Genomic DNA, 19,229 nt, shown 5'->3' with positions numbered 1-19,229 from the left:
TAGCCTGTTTCATGGCTCAAAATTCAAAATTTTGTTCTGCCCGCTTGACGACTTCATCCCCGATGGCCAGGCCTGCAGTAGCGGCGGGACTGGGCGCGTTGAGGATATGGATCTCATTGTCCGTGGTCTCAAAATGAAAATCATCCAGGATCTCACCGTTGGGTTTCAGCGCCATGGCCCGCACCCCGGAAGGGGAGGTTGTCAGATCATCTGCACGTATGGCGGGAACCAGCTTTTGAAGCCCTTCCACAAAAGCTTTTTTGGAGAACGAGCGGTAATACTCATCCAGTCCCATGCGCCAGTGCTGCCGGGCCAGGTTCCAAAACCCGGAAAAGTTGATCGTTTCAATGGTTTCGTTCAGGTTGAAAGAGAGTTTCTCATACCCTTCTCGCTTGAAGGCAAACACCGCGTTGGGCCCGCATTCCACCCCACCCAGCACCATCTTGGTAAAATGGACCCCCAGGAACGGGAACTCCGGGTTTGGCATCGGGTAAATGAGTCCGTTGACCAGGTGCTCGGCTTCCGGTTTCAGCTCGTAATATTCGCCCCGGAATGGTACAATCTGAATTTCGGATCGAACGCCGGCAGATTCCGCCACGTGATCGCTGTAGAGGCCGGCACAGTTAATCAGCCACGACCCCTCAAAATGATCGGTTTCGGTTTCTGCAATGACCGACCCGTTGTGATGACGGATATTTTGGACTTCCTGGTTGAATTTAACCTCATTTCCCTTCTCTTCAATAAGACTTTTTTGCTTTTCGCAAACACCGACGAAATCAACAATCCCGGCACAGGGAACGTGAATCGCTTTTACCCCTTCGGCATATGGTTCAATTTCGGCCAGCCGTTCGGGCCCGATCATTTCAATTCCTTCAATTTCGTTGATCTGCCCGGTTTCATAGATCTTTTCCAGACGGGGAATATCCTTCTCTTCAGTGGCAACAATCACTTTCCCGCAGATTTCATAGGCCACCTCGTGCTTTTCGCAAAAATCCACCAGCTGATGCCGCCCGTTTACGCAGTTTTTGGCGCGGTAGCTGTTCGGTTTGTAGTAGATGCCGGAATGAATGACGCCGGAATTATGTCCTGTCTGGTGGGCTGCCACCCGATCCTCTTTATCAAGGATTAAAATATTCAGATCGGGGTATTTCTCAGAAAGTTTGTAGGCGGTGGAAAGTCCAACGATGCCGGCGCCTACAATGATGAAGTCATATTTCATGGGTCTGGAATCTCATGATTGGTCGCATTCAAAATGAACTGAAATTACAAAAAGCTGAGTCTATAATCACAAATAAAATTACAACAGCTTCTTCAAAAAATGATAAATTACGGTCTCTGGTGAAATATTTTATTCACTAAACGGTTGTAGCACTTAATATTAATGGAATATTCTGATTCGATATGAAATCTACGGTTCTACTGGTATTTACCCTGCTTTTTGTGTTCTCTTGTGGCAGTGAAAAGCGGGAGGCGGCGGATACGCAAAATGAGTCATCCACACAAAGTAACGCTTCGGAGGCGCGCGCGGTAGAGCAGGCCGCATTTACTGACCTGGAGGGCAATACCGTGGAGCTCTCCGAGTTTGAGGGCAAGGTCATCCTGATTGATTTTTGGGAGACATGGTGCAAGCCGTGCCTCGATAGCTTTCCCACCATGCAGAAGCTGGTGGAGGAGTACCCCGACAAATTTGTGGTCTTGGCGGTAACGCCCGGGTTTACAAACACAGTTGAAGATGCCCGGCAATTTGCTGAAAAACAGGAGTATGATTTTGTGTATCTCTACGATGAGAACAAGCTGCATCAAAAATTGCAGGTGCAGGGTATTCCCTTTAAGGTATTTGTGGATGCCGAAGGCAATTTTATTGAGTCCTCGATGGGCAGCAGGGGGCCAGAGGGCGATTATAAGCACACAAAAGAGATCATAGAGGACCACAGCTGAAAATATTTTTTTGACAATCCCGGGAGCGCGGGAACAGGTCCGACCCCGGTGCTTCTTTTGATTGGGGATCTATTAACAGCTATCTTTAGTCAGCAATATTAAATTCTAAATTCAGGTAATTTTATGGCACAACAAGTTGAAGAAAAACTACCATACAAGGTGAAGGATATCGGTCTGGCCGAGTGGGGTCGCAAGGAGATCCGCCTGGCCGAAGCCGAGATGCCGGGACTGATGTCCCTTCGCGAGGAGTACCGCGATGAGCAGCCGTTGAAGGGCGCCCGTATTGCCGGTTGTCTGCATATGACGGTTCAGACGGCGGTGTTGATAGAAACGCTCGTCGAACTGGGGGCGGAAGTGCAGTGGTCCTCATGCAATATCTTTTCTACCCAGGATGAGGCGGCCGCCGCCATCGCCAAGACAGGCGTCCCGGTCTATGCCTGGAAAGGAGAGACCGAAGAGGAGTACTGGTGGTGCATCGAGCAGACCCTCTATTTTGAAGATGGAAAACCGTTGAATATGATCCTGGATGACGGGGGTGACCTGACCAAGGTTGTCCACGAAGAGCATCCCGAACTGCTGGATGACATACGGGGTATTTCCGAAGAGACCACGACCGGGGTAAACCGGCTGTACCAGATGGCGAAAAAGGGGGAGCTTGGGGCCCCGGCGATCAACGTGAACGACTCGGTTACCAAGTCCAAGTTTGACAACAAGTACGGCTGCAGGGAATCCTGCGTGGACGCGATCCGAAGGGCTACCGACATCATGTTTGCCGGCAAGGTTGCTGTTGTGGCCGGCTATGGCGATGTAGGCAAAGGATCAGCCGCTTCGCTGCGCGGGGCCGGTGCACGGGTTATTGTCACCGAAATTGACCCGATTTGTGCCCTGCAGGCTGCCATGGAAGGTTATGAGGTGAAGAAGATGGACGATGCGGTCAAAGAGGCGGATATCGTGGTTACGGCCACCGGCAACAAGGATATCATCACCGAGCGCCACTTCAAGGCAATGAAAGACAAGACGATCGTGGGCAACATCGGTCACTTTGACAACGAGATCGACGTGGCGTGGCTGAAAGCGAATGCGGAACGGGATAATATCAAGCCGCAGGTGGACCTGTTCAAAATGGAGGACGGCAAGGAAGTGATCCTGCTGTCGGAGGGGCGCCTGATGAACCTGGGGAACGCCACGGGTCATCCCTCGTTCGTGATGTCCAACAGTTTTACTAACCAGACGCTCGCACAGATCGCCCTCTGGAACCGCCCGGATGACTTTGAGCTGGATGTTCACGTACTGCCCAAAGACCTGGATGAGAAAGTGGCGCGACTCCATCTGGAGAAGATTGGGGTCGACTTGGAAGAACTTACCGAAGAGCAGGCTGAATATATTGGGGTTCCCAAAGAGGGACCATACAAGCCGGATCATTACCGGTATTAAAATTCTTCGGCAGATTTAAATTTGCATAAAAAAAGCCTCAGCTTACCTGCTGAGGCTTTTTATGGTTGAAGAAATATTTCTTACTGCATCTGCTACTTCGGCAGCGTGGGATTCGGAAGTATGTGTTTAATATGAGCCCAGGATTGTATCGGCATCGGTGCCGTAGTCAACCAGCTGGCTTTTGTATACCATTTCATCTTCCTGTTCGGTGGAATATTGGACCGTACCCCCGGGCACATCCAGAACTCTCCATATTTTTAAGTTGACCCCGGGAGATACTCCAAAATTAATCAGATCAGCTGAGTAGGTGCCGTCGGGGACCTCGATTTGAACGTCTCGCTCCTCGATAGCTCCTTCAATCGATTCTTGGGTAAGGCGATTCGGCTGTGAGTACCAGTTTTCAGTTACCGGCTTTTCCTGTGGATCGTTGTCCCCAATTTGTTCCCGGTAGCGGCGAATTGAGGATTTGTTGGTGTCAAACAACACTTCAGCCGTATACGAGGCGGTCGTGCCGTCCTCTTCAAACAGCTGGATTTGCCACCACTGCTGCCCGTCATCGGTTTCATTTAGAAACGCCTTTCTCATAACCAGTGTGTCATCCTCGTCATCTTCTTCGGTAACAAGACGCCATTTGGTCCACTCCCCGGCCTTGTAGTCGGTGAGCTCCATGTTATAGCCGAAACTGTTGAAGAGGTAGGTAAACATCATGGGATAAAGCTGGGCACCCGACATCTGGGCAAATCCACTGGTTAACCCGGAATAATCCACTTGCTGGGCCAGCCGGGCCGTTTTTAACTCGTTGTTATCGGTAGGCAGGGTGACCGTCATCCTGGTTGGCAGGTGATCGGAGGCCGATACGGTGACATTGTGAACGCCCACCGTTCCAAAACGAAGCGTGGCCATGCCGTTTTCATCGGTGGAAGTACTTTTCCCGTTGCTCGATTCAACGGTGGCTCCCTGTAGCGGTTCCCCGTTGGAGTCCAGCACCTCAAAGTTTACCGAATGTACCGGAACCCTGTTGAGCAGTTCGGTGCCCGGCGTGCATCCGGCCAATAGGGCTATTGACAATAATATTGCAAGACCGTTATATAGTCGTACTCCTTTAAAAAAGTTACTCATAATCATTATCCCGTGATTTATTTTAGTTGTAGCCTTGGGGCTATTTTTGTATTTGTAGGTGTTTGTTGAACGCGCCTCAAATCTTGTTATAGTATTATCAAATAATCATAGTCCCATATTATTAGCAAATTTGATTGGCTGCAAGTGTACAAACTGTATTTATAATTAAAGATTTGTAATAATGGCAAAAAAAAAGAAAGAAATTAATATTACCGTGGAACTTGACGAAAACGATATTCCCGAGCGCATCGTCTGGGATGCCAGCGACATGGGAGGCTCCGATGCCGCCACCTGCCGCGCAATGTTCCTCTCCATGTGGGAGCCGCAGGAAAAGGATACGCTGAAGCTGGATCTGTGGACCCGGGAAATGACGATCGACGAGATGAAGATTTTTTTCCATCAAACACTCGTTACGATGGCTGATACGCTCACCCAGGCAACGAAAGAGGAACAGATGGCTGAGGATATGCGTGATTTTTGCGCCTATTTTGCCGATAAAATGGAGATCATTGAGTGAGCTGATCCGCGATGCAAAGGCTGACTACAGTGGTGATGGGAAGGTTGGATCTGAATGTTGCAAATCAGTTTTGGGGCGGTTCCTGCAAAATGGTTATTAGGACCGGCTGAACTTCCTATAGCTATTCTCTTCTGTGGATGGGAAACCCGGGTTTAGTGGATTCCCCTACCTATCCGCCATTTCTTTTGTTATTGATTTTTGCAGAACCTGCTATTTTGTTGGGAGGTAGTTGTACTATTGACCTTATTGGCCTGTTAACGGAGTATAACTCCATCGGTACGGGGAAGTGAGTTTTTTTAAAGCCTTATTAAGAGAAATATAACCTGAAAATCGATCTGCCATGATATGCAGAAATATACTCACGCCGGTGTTTGTGTTGTTTTTTGTCTCCCTCTCGACTGAAATGTATGCTCAACCGGGTAACCGTTCCCCGGTTTATCCCGATACTAGCTGGATGCAATATGCCACCCCGGAAGAGGCGGGATGGTCTTCTGAAAAGATTGCGGAAGTCAAAGCCTATGCCGACTCGCTGGGTTCCGATGCCGTAATGCTCGTATATAACGGGGCTATTGTAACCGAATGGGGACACAATACCGAAGTGGAATTTATCGCTTCTATCTATAAAAGCCTGTTTAACGCATTGTATGGAATTGCGGTGGAAGAGGGCCGTATCGATACTTCCTCGACAATCGGGGAGCTGGGAATACAGGCCAAACCCCCCCTGTCTGAAACGGAAAAGGAGGCTAAGGTCATCCACCTGTTGTCAGCCAGTTCCGGGGTGTATCGTATGCCGGAGGGAAGAGGACCCGAGCGCGGCAGCAGTCAACCGGGAGAGCGATGGTATTACAACAGCTGGGATTTCAATGCTTTGGGCACCATCTATGAAGAACAAACAGGGGAAATCATTTTTAAAGCCATAGAGCAACAGATAGCGGAACCGACAGGGATGGAGGATTATGATGCAAGTTGGGGTCATTACTTTTCTCAGCCCTGGCGGTCGTTACATCCAAGCTATAACATATGGATGTCGGCCCGGGATCTGGCTCGTTTTGGGTTACTTTACCTCCGAGATGGCCAGTGGAATGATAAACAGGTTATTCCGTCTTCTTGGGTTGAGACAAGTACCAAACCACGATTCAGGAACATTCTGGGCGATAATATTCCGGCCCACTGGGGACTTCTTTGGTGGATACGGGGTGGGGAATTTGCCCGGTATGATGCCTATTTCGCCTCGGGTGTGGGCAGCCAGTCAATCTGGGTTTTGCCGGAACTGGATATTGTCTTTGTTCATCGGGCTTCACGTGACTATAATCAAGGGGTATATGGACTGGATGTCGAAAAAATATTGCTAAAACTCATCGAGGCCAGGACGGGGACGCCTGCCGCTCAACCGGAACTGATGCCAGTTCAATGGGGAGAGGAATGAGGACGGTTGCCGAAAGGTCTGTCACATTGAGGCTCGTTTTAGGGGTGAATTAAGCCCGTCAGCAGCTTTGCCGGGTGTATAGAACGGATCCAAACGAAACCGCACTTTCCCGCTCGCGTTCATCCCACAGGTCATAGGTAAGTTGGGTTCCGGTAAGCCCCGAAGCAGAACTTAAAAAGGAATAGAGTGGGGCAAAACCACAGATGCGGTAGGGATCCTGCTGCTCTTTCATAAGGTTCAACAGGGCTTTTCGATTGTTCTGTTCGGCATAGGTCAGGAACATTCGGTCAAAGCTCTTGACTTCAGTGAACAGCTGGGAGGCCGGCTGGTCATCCCCGAACTTTTTGCCGACATGCGCCAGGTCGCCGCTGATCAGAAAAAGTGTGTTCTCGTCATTCCCGAACTGTTCACGCAGGTAGCTTCCCAGGTGACTGACCTGTTGCCCCAGATGACCGTTTTCCATGTAGAAAAGCTCGTCGAAACCGCGAACCAGGATCGGAACCAGGGAGACGTCGTGATCCCACATGTAGCTCAGGAAAAGCAGGTGCAGCTCAATGCTGTGCTCAATACGATGGGCACGATCGTTGTCACTGAGCCCCATCTCCACCGGGTGATTCAGCATCCGGTCAATCGCCTCGGTATCGGAGGAAAACGTGCCCAGCGGCAGCTCAAAATCTTTATCGGACACGATGAAAGGGGTGTTCTCATACAGGTCGGGATACATGCCCGAGTAGTGCGAGGTGGCTAATATCACTACCCGTTTGGGTCGCAGGTTTTGAAGGAGGGAGAACGCCTTCACATAGCTTTCCAGCCCCACTCTCGGATCGATATGGGGAGCGTAAAGCGCCTTGATGGACTGTTCGTCGATATCAATTTCAGGGGGTGCATATCCTGTAAATGCCTCGTCCAGAAAAGCGCGCAGTTCATCGGGATCCTCCGGGTAGGAGTTGCCCGCAGTGATGGAAATGTGTGCCGAAGCAGATTCATACTGCTCTTCCACCTGCCGGGCATACGCCTGGAAGTGCGGGGTCAACAGCAGGCGGTGTTTGTCGAGAAACTGGATGTAGTCCAGCAGCTGGTCCGTGGTCACCCCTTCGCCAAGATAGGGCTTGAGCTCCTCCACACTGTGTTGACCGTCGAGCAGGGAGAGGAGGGGGGCGACCTGTCGGTCAACGGCAAAGTTTTTGGTAGCATAGCCCAGCGAGTCGCGAAAATAGAGATACGACTGCCCGTTATTTTCAATCGGGATGATGTCAATTTCTGGCCGTACCCGGGGGATGGGAGCCGTTTTAGAGCTGAAGAGCGTTCCGTTTTTATTCATCGTCTGCTTGTTCTCTCATTGTTCGGCATTCGCAGTTCTTCCCGTACTTCACGCAGAGGGGATGGTCGGGCGGTTCCGACAGCCGAGCTTTACAGGCTTCGCGCCCGTGGTGTATAAACAGGTGTGACAGGTTGGTCCAGTGCTCACGGGGGAACAGCGCCATCAGATCACGTTCAATTTTCTTGGTGTTTTTTTGCTCTTCCGTGAGGCCGAACCGGCTGGAAAGCCGTTTTACATGCGTGTCCACCACCACGCCCACATTGGTGTCAAAGGCATTGCCGAGTACCACATTGGCTGTTTTTCGGGCGACACCGTACAGCTCCAGCAGGTCTTCCATATTTCTGGGAACCTCTCCCCCGTGTTTTTTTACAATAATCTGGGATGACTGCTTCAGGGCCTTGGCTTTATTCCGATAAAATCCGGTCGACCGAACCAGCTCTTCCAGCTCCTGGATGGGGGCCTCGCCCATCGCCTCGGGGGTGGGATAAGCCTCGAACAGGTCGGGGGTGACCTTGTTTACGCGAACGTCGGTGCACTGGGCGCTCAGGATGGTTGCAATAAGCAGCTCAAACGGATTGCGGTGATCCAGAGCGCAATGGGGATTGGGATAATATTCATAAAGCGTATCCAGCAATTCACGGGCGTATGCCTTTTCCTCCTCGCTTTTTTCAGGTAGTTCCGGAAGTTTGTTCTTTTCTTTAGTGGTTTTGGACGGAGCCATAATCAGTTTTTTAACATGGAATGAAGTGGTTTAGTACGCAGTAACCGGCGTGAAAAATTACTCGCATAAAATTATAAAGTGAACTGACTTTTACAATTTCAAAGATGATTAGAATATGAAATCAAGAATGAACGTTAATCAACTTGAATCAAAGCCGGGTCATCCTGAGTACCACTTCGTTACGCTCAGGCTTTCAGCGGCTGTTTAGTAGTTTCGTAATTCCTGAAACAAATTTTACACTTGCATAAATAGGCTCATTTTTTTTAAAATTTTCCGTTCAAAAATGAACCTATTGAAACAGTCTCATGAGTATTACCGTTTCTAATCTCACAAAGAAATACGGTCCTCAAAAAGCTGTTGATGATATCTCTTTCGAAGTGAAAACGGGGGAGATCCTCGGTTTTTTGGGACCGAATGGTGCGGGAAAAAGTACCACCATGAAAATTATCACCTGCTTTATCAGCCCCACGGAAGGTGATGTTCGCTTAAATGGATCCAGCATTCATGAAGATCCCCGGTTTGTGCGCAGCCGGATCGGCTACCTGCCGGAGAACACGCCTCTTTATACCGATATGACGATCGTGGACTACCTGAAGCTTGCGGCGCGGCTGCAGGAGATGCCGAAGGACCAGGTTATGCCGCGAATCCGGGAAATGATTGATATCTGCGGGCTGGGCCCCGAGAAGCACAAGTTTATTGGTGAGCTTTCAAAAGGGTATCGGCAGCGGGTGGGCCTGGCCCAGGCGCTGATCCACGATCCCGAGGTACTTATCCTGGATGAACCCACCACCGGACTGGATCCCAACCAGATCGCCGAAATCCGGTCGCTCATTAAAGCGATCGGCAAGGAAAAGACCGTGATGCTCAGCTCCCACATCCTGAAAGAGGTGGAGGCTACCTGCGATCGCATCCTGATTATTAACAAAGGGAGGCTGGTGGCCGATGGGTCTACCGACGAGCTGCGTCAGCGAGCCAAAGGGGCCGACCAGCTGCTGGTGCAGATCCGCTCCAGCGGGGAGCAGGTGGAAAACAAGCTGTTGAAGTTGTCTTCCGTTGCGGGAGTGAACAGGGCGGAGGAGGGGAAAAATATGTGGCTTATCGATTCAAAGCCGGATCTCGATTCCAGGGAGGAGGTATTCAACCTCTGCGTGGAGAACAACTGGGTGCTGACCCAGATGACCCCCCGGGAATCAAGTCTGGAAGATATTTTCCGTGAACTAACCGTGGAATAGTTTATTGAAGGTTATGAATCATATTTGGACTATTTGCAAGCGCGAAATGAACGCATTCTTTGACTCGCTGATGGCCTACATCATGCTCGTGGTGTTTTTGGGTATCAGCGGGCTGTTTACCTGGATGTTCGGGGGATCAGATATCTTTTTTGTGGGGCAGGCCTCGCTGGGCAGTTTTTTTGAGGTCGCCTTTTGGACCCTCTTTTTCTTTATCCCCGCCATTACCATGCGGATGATGGCCGAGGAGGAGCGTGCCGGTACGCTGGAACTGCTGGCCACCAAGCCGATCTCCCATTTCCAGATTGTGGCGGGCAAGTGGCTGGCCGCCTGGTTGCTTATTGCGATATCGCTGGCCATGACATTGCCCTATTACATTACGGTGGCCAACCTGGGACCGATTGATCACGGCGCCACCATCAGTGGATATATCGCCCTGTTGCTGATCAGTGCGGTGTATACCAGCATCGGTATTTTTGTATCGAGTCTGACCAGCAACCAGATTGTCGCGTTTATCGGGACGCTTTTTATTGCCGTCTTTTTCCAGATCCTGTTCGGACAAATGTCGACCGTGCTGCCCGACCTGCTGTCCGGAATCGCGGAGTTTATGAGTTTGAATCAACATTACAGAACAATGACAAGAGGGGTTATCGGCATTACCAATATTGTGTACCTGTTGACATTGACGGTACTTGGTTTTCTGTTGGCTACGGTTTCATTAAAACGGAGGGCATGGCAATGAACAACTGGTTTAACGGATTTCTTAAGAACAGGCGCGAAACTTCCATACAACTTCTGCTGGTGGGAGGAATAGCAATAACAGTAAATGTACTGGCAAGCGAGCTGCTGCTGCGGTTCGACCTCACCGAAAACAATCGCTATACCCTTTCGCCGGCCAGTGTGGAAATTGCCGAATCGCTGGATGATCCGGTGACTGTCACGGCCTATTTTTCGCAAGATCTCCCTCCCCAGCTTTCTCAGGCTCAATCGGAGTTCAGGAACTTCCTTGAGGAGTTCAGGGCCTATTCGGATGGCAACATGGAATACCGGTTTGTCAATCCAGGCGAGAGCGATCAAGCCGAACGGGAAGCGCAGCAGGCGGGTATACGTCCACTCAGTATCCAGGTTCGGGAGCGCGACCAGGTTTCCCAGCAGCGCGCGTATCTTGGGGCGGTATTCCAGTATGGCGACAAGCGGGAAGTGATTCCGGTTATTCAGCCCGGAACAGCCCTGGAATACAGTATCGCAAGCACCATCAAGCAACTGACTATTGAGCAGAAACCGAAAATTGGACTGCTGCAGGGACACGGGGAGCCGAGCCGGCAGGAGATGAACGAGGTGACCAACCAGCTGAGCCAGATGTACGAACTCGTTGAGGTCTCCGGGCTGGATACCACGGCCGTGCCCCCGGATATCGAGGTATTGATGGTGGTGGCGCCTGAACAGCAGTTGTCGCAGCAGGAGCTGCTGCATATCGACCAGTACCTGATGGCAGGCGGGCGGGCTGTCTTTGCCATAAACCGCGTTCGTGCCAATCCACAGCGGGGTATGGCAACCCCGTTGAATACCGGTATTGAGCGGCTGCTCGCCTCTTATAATGTTCCCGTGAATGCGGATCTGGTTCGCGATGTGAACGCCGCTAATATCCAGGTTCAACAGCAACAGGGGGGCTTTCAGATTGTTAACCAGGTGCAGTACCCGTATATCCCCCTGGTCAATAATTTTGGAGATCACCCGGTCAGCGAGGGCCTTGAAACCGCGATGTTCCAGTTTGTCTCTTCAGTGGATGTCAGCCAGGCCGATTCCAGCCAGTCGCTGACGCCACTTGTCTTGAGTTCTGAACAGACGGGGGTGGCACAGGGGCAATTTAACCTCAACCCCATGCAGGAATGGAACCAGCAAATTTTTCCACAGGCCCATATACCGCTTGGTGTGGCTGTTGAAGGAACCTTTCACTCGGCTTTTGTGGATGTGGATACAATAGAGGTGGAACTGGCCAGCAGCCGGCAAACTTCCCTGGTGGTCTTTGGGGACGGGGATTTTGTCATCAACGGCCGGGGGCAGCAACAGCAGCAACGTTTGCCGCAGGATAATATAAACCTGATGGTGAACGCGGTAGATTGGCTTGCTGATGATACCGGCCTGATTGAATTGAGGACCCAGGGGGTAACCAGCCGACCTCTTGCCAACCTTGCAGACTCCACCAAAACCGTGTTGAAATACCTGAACACCTTCCTGCCGATCGCACTTGTAGTTGGCTATGGAGTGTATCGCTATCAACGGAGGAAAATCAGGCGCCGAAAATGGATAGAATCAGGCGTATAGAAATGGGCAATCCAGACCTGGCATTCACTAATTAACGGATGCAAAATCATTCTTGACTCAGCGCTGTGAATTAAGCAGCATCTCACGACTCACGACTCACGACTCACGACTCACGACTAATAACTAATAACCGGACAAAGCAGTCATGACGCAGGCAACAAAATCACTGGCCATTATTTGGGTAGTTCTATTGGTGATTACCGGACTTTTAAAGTGGACGGACACCTCGTCTTCCAGCGAGGCGTTCCGGACCAGCCTGGTGGAGGTGGATACCGCCATGGTGGACCGGATAGAAATTGAGTCGCCAACCCAAAATCGAATGATTTCTCTGCAAAGGGAAAACAGCAGCTGGATGGTGGGACAAAGTGCTGAAGAGGTGCATTACCCCGCTGATGAGAATGCCATAAAGCGGGCTATTGAGCAGTTAAATGCGTTGAATATACAGGCGGTTGCTACCCGGGATCCCCAAAAGTACACCCGCTTTAAAGTTGACAGTACCGGTACGAAAGTATCCCTGTATGACGATGAAACCCTGTTGTCGAGTCTTATAATCGGGGCTCCCCGGATTATAAGTCGTCAACAGTACAACAATTACGTCCGGCCTGTTGAGGATGAAGCGGTTTATGCCGTGGACCGACTGCTGAGTCCCACATTTGGCAAAGATCTGGAAGGATGGCGAAACAAGGTTGTCTGGGAGCTGGAGGATTCTCAAATTTCCCGGATTGATTTCCTGTTTCCCGCAGACAGTTCATACAGTATCCAGCGGGCGGGTACGGGAAACAGCTGGGTTTCAGAAGGAGACACCCTGAACAGCAGCTCCGTCAGCCGCATTACCAGCAATCTGGGCAGACTGAGAGCCGACGGTTTTGTCAAGGATCAAGCCCCGGATCAGTTCGGAAATGAACGTTATGCCATCCAGGTTCAGCTTCAAAACGGGTCCCGGAAAACACTGCGGCTCAAATCGCTGGATGGGGAGCCTTCATCTTATCAAGCCGTAGCTACCGATTTTCCATATACTTTTACTCTCAACAAGTCGTCGTTTGATAATTCCGTACTGAGAGCACGGGAGGATTTATTGGAAAATTGACAGAGGTTTTGCAAAATATTTTATTTTCAAAGACTCCAAACACCAACCCTCCCGCCTGATACGTGTTTCTGAAGTGGATAAGATGGATTTGAAATTATCGATGAATTTACGATGAGGGAGTGAAGTGGACCCGCCAATGTTATATGATTCACATCAATGGCCTTGCAGTTTCCATTTTGTATTTACACATTAGCTACGGTCCTGATGGGATGGACGAAATGGTTGCCTCTGGTGATGCTCATCCGGCAGACAGCGAAAGCCAGTTTAGGATGGAGTAAGAAGGCAGGGAATCACAAATAAAAATAGATAAAAGGAAGGGATTAAATGGCTGAATTTGCGGACTTGTGGTTTTTGGGGATGATTTTGGCAGCGTTTGCGGGGGGAGCTTTCGGGAGTGCCATCGGGGCCCTGCCCGCCTTTATTTTCACCGGTTTCATGGTGATTGCCGGGGAGACGGCCAGTATTTTGAGCGGAGATTTTTTAGAGCTTCTGACCGCAGACGCCGATCTTGCCAACACCAGTTCCATTACCGGGTCTATTGGCTTCGGACCGGTGTTTGGTCCACATATAAGTTTTGCTGCCGGCGCGGCCGCCTCGGCTTTTGCCGCCAAAAAAGGATACATGGATACCGGTTTTGCCTATCATGAAGCCAAGAATATCGCCTACGCCCAGGGACCCAGGCCGGATGTCATGTTTGTGGGCGGACTGTTTGGGATTTTGGGATACTGGATCACAACCCTTTCTACCACCCTTTCGCTTCCATGGGACCCGATAGCAATGGGCGTCGTGCTGTCGGCGGTGGCTCACCGGCTGGCATTTGGCTATCCACTGATTGGAGAGGCCAGGGAGGGGCTGTTGAATATGGAACCCTTTGAGAATGATGAGCAACGCGTAATAGGAGAAGCCGCAGCCGGAGACAGCAGTTCAGGGAGCCGTCTGAAAGTTGAACCTTGGCTGCCGCACCAGTATAAATGGGGGGATGTGGGAATGCTGGGCTTTGTGGTTGGTATTATGGCCGCTTTTATCACCGTTCAAACGGGAAGTGTGTTTCTTCCTTTCGGAATCAGCGCGGCTTCGCTGCTGTTTTTGAACTGCGGGGTCGCCAATGTTCCGGTCACCCACCACATCTCACTGGTGGCCAGTACGGCTATTGTCGCGGCAACGGGGGGCGAATATGCCCAGAGTTCGCTCTCGCTCATGGTGCTGCTCGGGGGATTATTCGGAATCATTTCAGCTGTTTTCGGCGAGTGGATACAGCGCATTTTTTATTCTCACAGCGATACCCATTTCGATCCTCCTGCGGCGGCGATCGTCATGAGCACCTTTTTGATTGCCATGTTAGCCCTCGCGGGCGTGTTCGCCTCGAGTGCCTGGGTGCCGGTGCCCTGGTGAGTTTGCCGTTAGTCAACAGGTATATCAATTTCCTGTTGATAAAACAGGCTCTGGGGCAAACTGGCTCGCCACAGCCTTCAGGCACACCGTAGGTTCCGGGGTGACCAATTCAGGGAGTGAGCGCGTCCAGCAAGCAATTTTCCATTCTTTTACGATACAGGCTGGGAAGCCGCTAAAAACTGGATACCATCGTCGATATCGCGGTTTATAAATGTTGGGACACATTGTATATAGTCTGCATAAGCGATAGTTTTTTACTCTTCATGATCAATACCAACAGGTAATATTTTTTGGAAAAGATATTTTCGATTTGTTCATTTCCTGATCCGAATAATTCGATGAATTAATTGATAGCGGATGCCCGTCCCGAACAAGAAGAAAGCCCTAAAGCTGGTTGGCAGCGGCTACGCCTGGTTTGTACTCGCCTTTTTAACCCTGGTCTATATCTGCAGTTTTGTTGACCGGCAGATTATAGCGGTGCTGGCCACACGCATTCAAGCAGAATTGAATCTGAATAATTTCAGCGTGGGCTTGCTGTACGGTCCCGCCTTTTCACTGATCTACGCTGTCTGCGGCATCCCGATGGGACGTATGGCCGACCTGTATTCCCGGAAGAAAATTATTTTGCTCGGGTTGGTTATCTGGAGTGTGATGACGTTTATTAGCGGCTTTGCCACCGGCTTGGTTCTGTTAATTTCAGCCCGATTTTTTGTGGGTGTGGCCGAATCCGCGCTAAGTCCGGCGGTATACTCACTCCTTGCCGATTACTTTGAGCCCCAAAGGAGGGCAACGGTGTTCTCGGTTTATGCCTCAGGCATTTTCCTGGGTATCGGAGTCGCTTTTTTAGGCGGTGGATCGATTGCGCAGGCGTATGACTGGCGGACCGCCCTGAAAGCAGTGGGCGCACCCGGAGTCCTGTTGGCTGTTGTCGGATGGTTTGCAATCCGGGAATTGCCGCGGGGACTCATGCAGGAGCAGCGCCGATACCAGTTTGAGCAGTCATTCGGAGACGTGATACGCTATATCCTGCAGAAAAAGACAATTATATTTCATTTTACGGGATTTTCTTTCCTGGCTTTTACCGGTTATACCATACTCGGTTTTATCGGGACGGTACTGACCGATATCCACGGGTCGGAACATCTGATACCCTATTATGGCTGGTTCATGCTGGCTACCGGTGGCAGTGTCATGGTATCCGGTCGACTGGCTGATTGGCTGGCTTCCCGTTATGTGCCCTCCCGGCGCTTTGTCATGGGCATGGTGGCCGCACTGGCCTGTCTCCCGCTTTACTATTTTGGGCTATTTGCGGAGACTGGTTGGTCAGCATTGATTCTAATCGGGGCCGCCAATGTAATTTCTTCATCCTATAACGGTGTCGCGGCGGCAATTATTCAGTACCTCGTACAACCCCATATGCGGGCACTGGCGGGTGGACTGTACCTGTTTGTGATCAGCGTGGTGGGATTCGGGATGGGGCCTCCCGTTACAGGATGGCTGATGGATACGGTATTTACCGGCAGTTACGGTCCTGCCAGGGCGCTCATGACGGTGATCACCTGTTGCGGGATATTGGGAACAGCCTGTTTTTTAATGGCGATGAAAACGTATGATGAAGATGCAGAAAAGGAAGGGTGAAAAGTAAGCGTTAAAGGCTACAGATTGGAAAAGCAACCTGCAACCTTCAACCTGTAACTTTCAACTTTCAACATTAAACATCCCCAAGCGCCTGTGAAAGGGCTTGAAGCGACTTCTTCGCATCTCCAAAGAACATCTGGTTGCTTTCCTTGTAGAAAAGCGGGTTGTCTATGCCGGCATAACCGGGAGAGAGGCTGCGCTTGAACACGATGGTCCGTTCAGCCTCATCCACATTCATGATCGGCATGCCGTATATCGGGCTGCCGGGCTCGGTTTTTGCGACCGGGTTCACCACGTCGTTGGCACCGATAATAAGTACAACATCCGTTGATTTAAACTCGGGATTGATCTGCTCCATGTCATAGAGCTGGTCGTAGGGGACGTCTGCCTCCGCAAGCAGTACGTTCATGTGTCCTGGCATTCGTCCCGCCACCGGATGGATACCATATTTCACCTCGACGCCCTTTTCTTCGAGCGTGTCCGCAACTTCTTTCAACACATGTTGGGCTTGGGCAACAGCAAGTCCATAGCCCGGCACAATGACCACTTTGTTGGCGTAGGAAGTCTGCAATGCCACATCCTCCGGAGTAGTCTCACGAACCGTTTTATCGGTATCAGCAACAGGTCCGCTTCCGCCTGAATCTCCCCCGCCACCGAAGGCACCGAAAAGCACATTGCTGAGGGTGCGATTCATCGCCTTGCACATGATGTTGGTGAGGATCAGTCCCGCAGCGCCGACCAGGGCACCGGAAATAATCAGCAGGTTGTTGTCGATCACAAAGCCGGCCATCGATGCGGCAATACCGGAGTAAGAGTTCAGCAGCGAAATAACCACCGGCATGTCGGCACCGCCGATCGGGAGCACCGTAAGAACGCCCAGCAGCAGTGCAATGCCGAAAATGAGCCAGAAGCTCAGCATGCTGGAGGGATTAACGGTGAACCATCCGACCAGGACCAATGTTCCGGCAGTCAGTAAAAGGTTGAAATAGTTTTGGCCGGGAAAGGCGATCGGCTTACCGCTTATAAAGCCCTTCAGCTTGCCAAACGCGATGAAGCTGCCGGTAAACGTGATGGATCCGATCAGGATACTGAGCCCGATGGTGACGAGATCCTGTCCGCCGAACATAGTGGCTTCCATTCGGGAAAACTCGCCCCATGCCACGAGCGCCGAAGCCCCGCCGCCAAAACCGTTGAAGACGGCTACCATCTCCGGCATGGCGGTCATCTCCACTTTTTTAGCCGCAACGGCCCCGATAACGCCACCAATAAGTACGCCGGCTATGATATATTCAAACGTCAGAATTTGCTGGTCAAACAGCGTGATTACCACGCCCATTAACATACCGAACGCCGCCATCTGGTTACCAGACCGGGCGGTTGCCGGTGAACCCAGTCGCTTGATGCCAATGATAAAGAACGACATCGCAACCAGATACAACAGTTGTATGAGGTCGGGTAGAATATTTTGAATACCTTGTGGTAGTAACTCACTCATCAGTTATCCTCCTTTTTCTTGAACATCTCCAGCATGCGGTCGGTCACCATAAAGCCTCCGACGACGTTAATTGTGGCAAAAATGATGGCGACCATTCCTATGATGTGCGCCAGGTTGCCGCCGACATCACCGGCAACAATAAGAGCACCGATAATGGTAATGCCTGAAATGGCATTGGCCCCGGACATAAGCGGGGTATGCAACGTGGGAGGTACTTTGGATATGAGTTCAAAGCCCACAAAAGATGCGAGCACAAAAATAAACAGATTGAAAATTAAACCAGACATAGTCGTTTTTTTGAATGAAGAATGTAGATCAGTGAATATCGAATTCTGAAGCAGAAAAAGTAAAGTTCAGAGTTCGATGTTCGTTATTCTGCGGTTCAGGATTCGGATTCCTTCAACATGGGGCTGATGATTTCCCCGTGATGGGTAATCGTGGTTTTCAGGATAATTTCATCCTCAAAATCAAAATTGAGTTCGCCCTCCTCATCAATCAGGAGGTTGAGGAGTGCCAACATATTTTTGGAGTAGAGTTTGCTGGCGTGGTAGGCAAGCCGGCTCGGCAGGTCCAGCGGCCCGATAATTTTGACTTCATGTTTCAGGACTGACTCCCCGGGCTCGGTCAGTTCGCAGTTACCTCCCTGCTCGGCTGCAATATCCACCACTACCGATCCCGGCTGCATATCCCGGACCATCTCCTTGGTGATGAGCAGCGGGGCCGGACGCCCGGGGATCAGGGCCGTGGTAATTATAATGTTGGACTTCTGGGCATGTTCGTGGATCACCTGCCGCTGCCGCTCCTGCTTGTCTTCCGAGAGTTCCTTGGCATAGCCGCTGTCGGTCTCGGTATCTTCGCCGACGTCGGGCACTTCCACAAACGTACCGCCCAGGCTTTCCACCTGTTCTTTGACTTCCGGGCGTATGTCGAACGCTTCAACTTTTGCGCCAAGTCGTTTGGCGGTGGCAATAGCCTGAAGTCCGGCAACTCCGGCTCCCAGCACCAGTACTTTTGCCGGGGCAATGGTTCCGGCCGCGGTCATCATCATCGGCAGGTAGCGATCCAGCTCGTTGGCCCCGATCAGCGCCGCTTTGTAGCCGGCTATGGAGCTCATGGATGAGAGGGCGTCCATATTTTGTGCGCGGGAGATTCGTGGAATGGCATCCATCCCCAGCGAGGTGACGCCCAGGCTTTGCAGCTTTTCGACAAGCTCTTCGTTTTGAAGTGCCCACAGAAAGCAGACGAGGACGCTATCTTTTTTAAGTTTTTGCAGGTCCTCTTCGGGCGGGGTGAGAATGCTCAGCAGAAGATCCGCTTCCGAAAAAAGCTTGTCACGGTCAGCGATAACCTTGGCTCCAGCCTCTTCATAGGCCGAATCCAGGAAGTTTGATGCATGACCGGCATCCTTCTCAATCCAGACGTCAAAATTCTTGTCGACCAGCTGTTTGGCCGTTTCCGGAATGAGAGCTACTCGTTTTTCTAATTTCCCTGTTTCTTTAGGTACTGCTATAATCAATATGTTCCCTCCAACTGTCGGTTATAAACTTGAGACACATATAATAAAGGAATAGAATGAAATGCAAATTA

The 19,229-nt window shown here is 50.9% G+C and carries 17 protein-coding genes; 10 read left to right on the top strand and 7 right to left on the bottom strand.

Features of this window, described 5'->3' with window-relative positions:
- Window positions 1-16 precede the first annotated feature (16 nt).
- A complete protein-coding gene (gene lhgO, locus ACG2F4_RS00725; RefSeq protein WP_395257281.1) occupies window positions 17-1,219 on the bottom strand; it encodes an L-2-hydroxyglutarate oxidase in 1,203 nt (400 codons plus the stop codon).
- A gap of 182 nt (window positions 1,220-1,401) precedes the next feature.
- Between lhgO and ACG2F4_RS00720 the strand changes: the two genes are divergently transcribed.
- Window positions 1,402-1,938 (top strand): TlpA family protein disulfide reductase, encoded by a 537-nt coding sequence (locus ACG2F4_RS00720; protein ID WP_395257279.1) that lies wholly within the window; start codon window positions 1,402-1,404, stop codon window positions 1,936-1,938.
- 123 nt (window positions 1,939-2,061) lie between these two features.
- On the top strand, window positions 2,062-3,372 hold the full coding sequence (gene ahcY / locus ACG2F4_RS00715) for an adenosylhomocysteinase (protein WP_395257277.1): 1,311 nt from the start codon (window positions 2,062-2,064) through the stop codon (window positions 3,370-3,372).
- 126 nt (window positions 3,373-3,498) lie between these two features.
- Here ahcY and ACG2F4_RS00710 read toward each other — a convergent pair whose 3' ends face one another.
- The gene (locus tag ACG2F4_RS00710) at window positions 3,499-4,491 is read right to left on the bottom strand and encodes a carboxypeptidase regulatory-like domain-containing protein (RefSeq protein ID WP_395257275.1); all 993 of its coding nucleotides are present in this window, start codon (window positions 4,489-4,491) and stop codon (window positions 3,499-3,501) included.
- A gap of 181 nt (window positions 4,492-4,672) precedes the next feature.
- On the opposite strand from ACG2F4_RS00710, the gene gldC reads away from it, so the two are divergent.
- On the top strand, window positions 4,673-5,008 hold the full coding sequence (gene gldC, locus ACG2F4_RS00705; protein ID WP_395257273.1) for a gliding motility protein GldC: 336 nt from the start codon (window positions 4,673-4,675) through the stop codon (window positions 5,006-5,008).
- A 340-nt stretch (window positions 5,009-5,348) separates the two neighbouring features.
- Window positions 5,349-6,434, top strand: coding sequence for a serine hydrolase domain-containing protein (locus ACG2F4_RS00700; protein ID WP_395257271.1), 1,086 nt, complete (start codon window positions 5,349-5,351; stop codon window positions 6,432-6,434).
- A gap of 58 nt (window positions 6,435-6,492) precedes the next feature.
- Here ACG2F4_RS00700 and amrB read toward each other — a convergent pair whose 3' ends face one another.
- Together amrB and nth are read right to left on the bottom strand one after the other, a co-directional pair.
- Window positions 6,493-7,755, bottom strand: a complete 1,263-nt coding sequence (amrB, locus tag ACG2F4_RS00695; protein ID WP_395257269.1) for an AmmeMemoRadiSam system protein B — start codon at window positions 7,753-7,755, stop codon at window positions 6,493-6,495.
- Window positions 7,748-8,476, bottom strand: a complete 729-nt coding sequence (gene nth, locus ACG2F4_RS00690; RefSeq protein WP_395257267.1) for an endonuclease III — start codon at window positions 8,474-8,476, stop codon at window positions 7,748-7,750. The genes amrB and nth overlap by 8 nt, the downstream gene beginning before the upstream one ends.
- A gap of 305 nt (window positions 8,477-8,781) precedes the next feature.
- Between nth and ACG2F4_RS00685 the strand changes: the two genes are divergently transcribed.
- The 6 genes from ACG2F4_RS00685 to ACG2F4_RS00660 all read left to right on the top strand — a co-directional run bounded on the left by ACG2F4_RS00685 (window position 8,782) and on the right by ACG2F4_RS00660 (window position 16,147).
- Window positions 8,782-9,708, top strand: a complete 927-nt coding sequence (locus tag ACG2F4_RS00685) for an ATP-binding cassette domain-containing protein (RefSeq protein WP_395257265.1) — start codon at window positions 8,782-8,784, stop codon at window positions 9,706-9,708.
- Window positions 9,709-9,721: 13 nt separating this feature from the next.
- The gene (locus ACG2F4_RS00680; protein ID WP_395257263.1) at window positions 9,722-10,447 is read left to right on the top strand and encodes an ABC transporter permease subunit; all 726 of its coding nucleotides are present in this window, start codon (window positions 9,722-9,724) and stop codon (window positions 10,445-10,447) included.
- Entirely contained in the window at window positions 10,444-12,030 is a 1,587-nt protein-coding gene (locus ACG2F4_RS00675) for a GldG family protein (protein ID WP_395257261.1), read from the top strand. Before ACG2F4_RS00680 ends, ACG2F4_RS00675 begins: the two co-directional genes overlap by 4 nt.
- Window positions 12,031-12,175: 145 nt before the next feature.
- The gene (locus ACG2F4_RS00670) at window positions 12,176-13,117 is read left to right on the top strand and encodes a DUF4340 domain-containing protein (protein ID WP_395257259.1); all 942 of its coding nucleotides are present in this window, start codon (window positions 12,176-12,178) and stop codon (window positions 13,115-13,117) included.
- Window positions 13,118-13,441: 324 nt separating this feature from the next.
- Complete coding sequence (locus tag ACG2F4_RS00665; protein ID WP_395257257.1) at window positions 13,442-14,509, top strand: hypothetical protein; 1,068 nt, start codon at window positions 13,442-13,444, stop codon at window positions 14,507-14,509.
- Between the two features lie 357 nt (window positions 14,510-14,866).
- Window positions 14,867-16,147 carry a spinster family MFS transporter gene (locus tag ACG2F4_RS00660; protein WP_395257255.1) on the top strand — a complete coding sequence of 427 codons (1,281 nt, stop codon included), beginning with the start codon at window positions 14,867-14,869 and terminating at the stop codon, window positions 16,145-16,147.
- Between the two features lie 73 nt (window positions 16,148-16,220).
- Here the strand turns inward: ACG2F4_RS00660 and ACG2F4_RS00655 are convergent, their stop codons facing one another.
- The 3 genes from ACG2F4_RS00655 to ACG2F4_RS00645 form a co-directional block, all read right to left on the bottom strand.
- Window positions 16,221-17,642 (bottom strand): NAD(P)(+) transhydrogenase (Re/Si-specific) subunit beta, encoded by a 1,422-nt coding sequence (locus ACG2F4_RS00655; RefSeq protein ID WP_395257253.1) that lies wholly within the window; start codon window positions 17,640-17,642, stop codon window positions 16,221-16,223.
- The gene (locus ACG2F4_RS00650) at window positions 17,642-17,929 is read right to left on the bottom strand and encodes an NAD(P) transhydrogenase subunit alpha (protein WP_395257251.1); all 288 of its coding nucleotides are present in this window, start codon (window positions 17,927-17,929) and stop codon (window positions 17,642-17,644) included. Before ACG2F4_RS00650 ends, ACG2F4_RS00655 begins: the two co-directional genes overlap by 1 nt.
- 95 nt (window positions 17,930-18,024) lie before the next feature.
- Window positions 18,025-19,158 carry a Re/Si-specific NAD(P)(+) transhydrogenase subunit alpha gene (locus tag ACG2F4_RS00645; protein ID WP_395257249.1) on the bottom strand — a complete coding sequence of 378 codons (1,134 nt, stop codon included), beginning with the start codon at window positions 19,156-19,158 and terminating at the stop codon, window positions 18,025-18,027.
- Window positions 19,159-19,229: the final 71 nt, after the last annotated feature.

The organism is Halalkalibaculum sp. DA3122 (genome assembly GCF_043951865.1).
Taxonomy (GTDB): Bacteria; Bacteroidota; Rhodothermia; order Balneolales; family Balneolaceae; genus JAMQKA01.
Note: the sequence above shows the minus strand (reverse complement) of the source record. Positions and strands in the feature narration are given on the sequence as shown.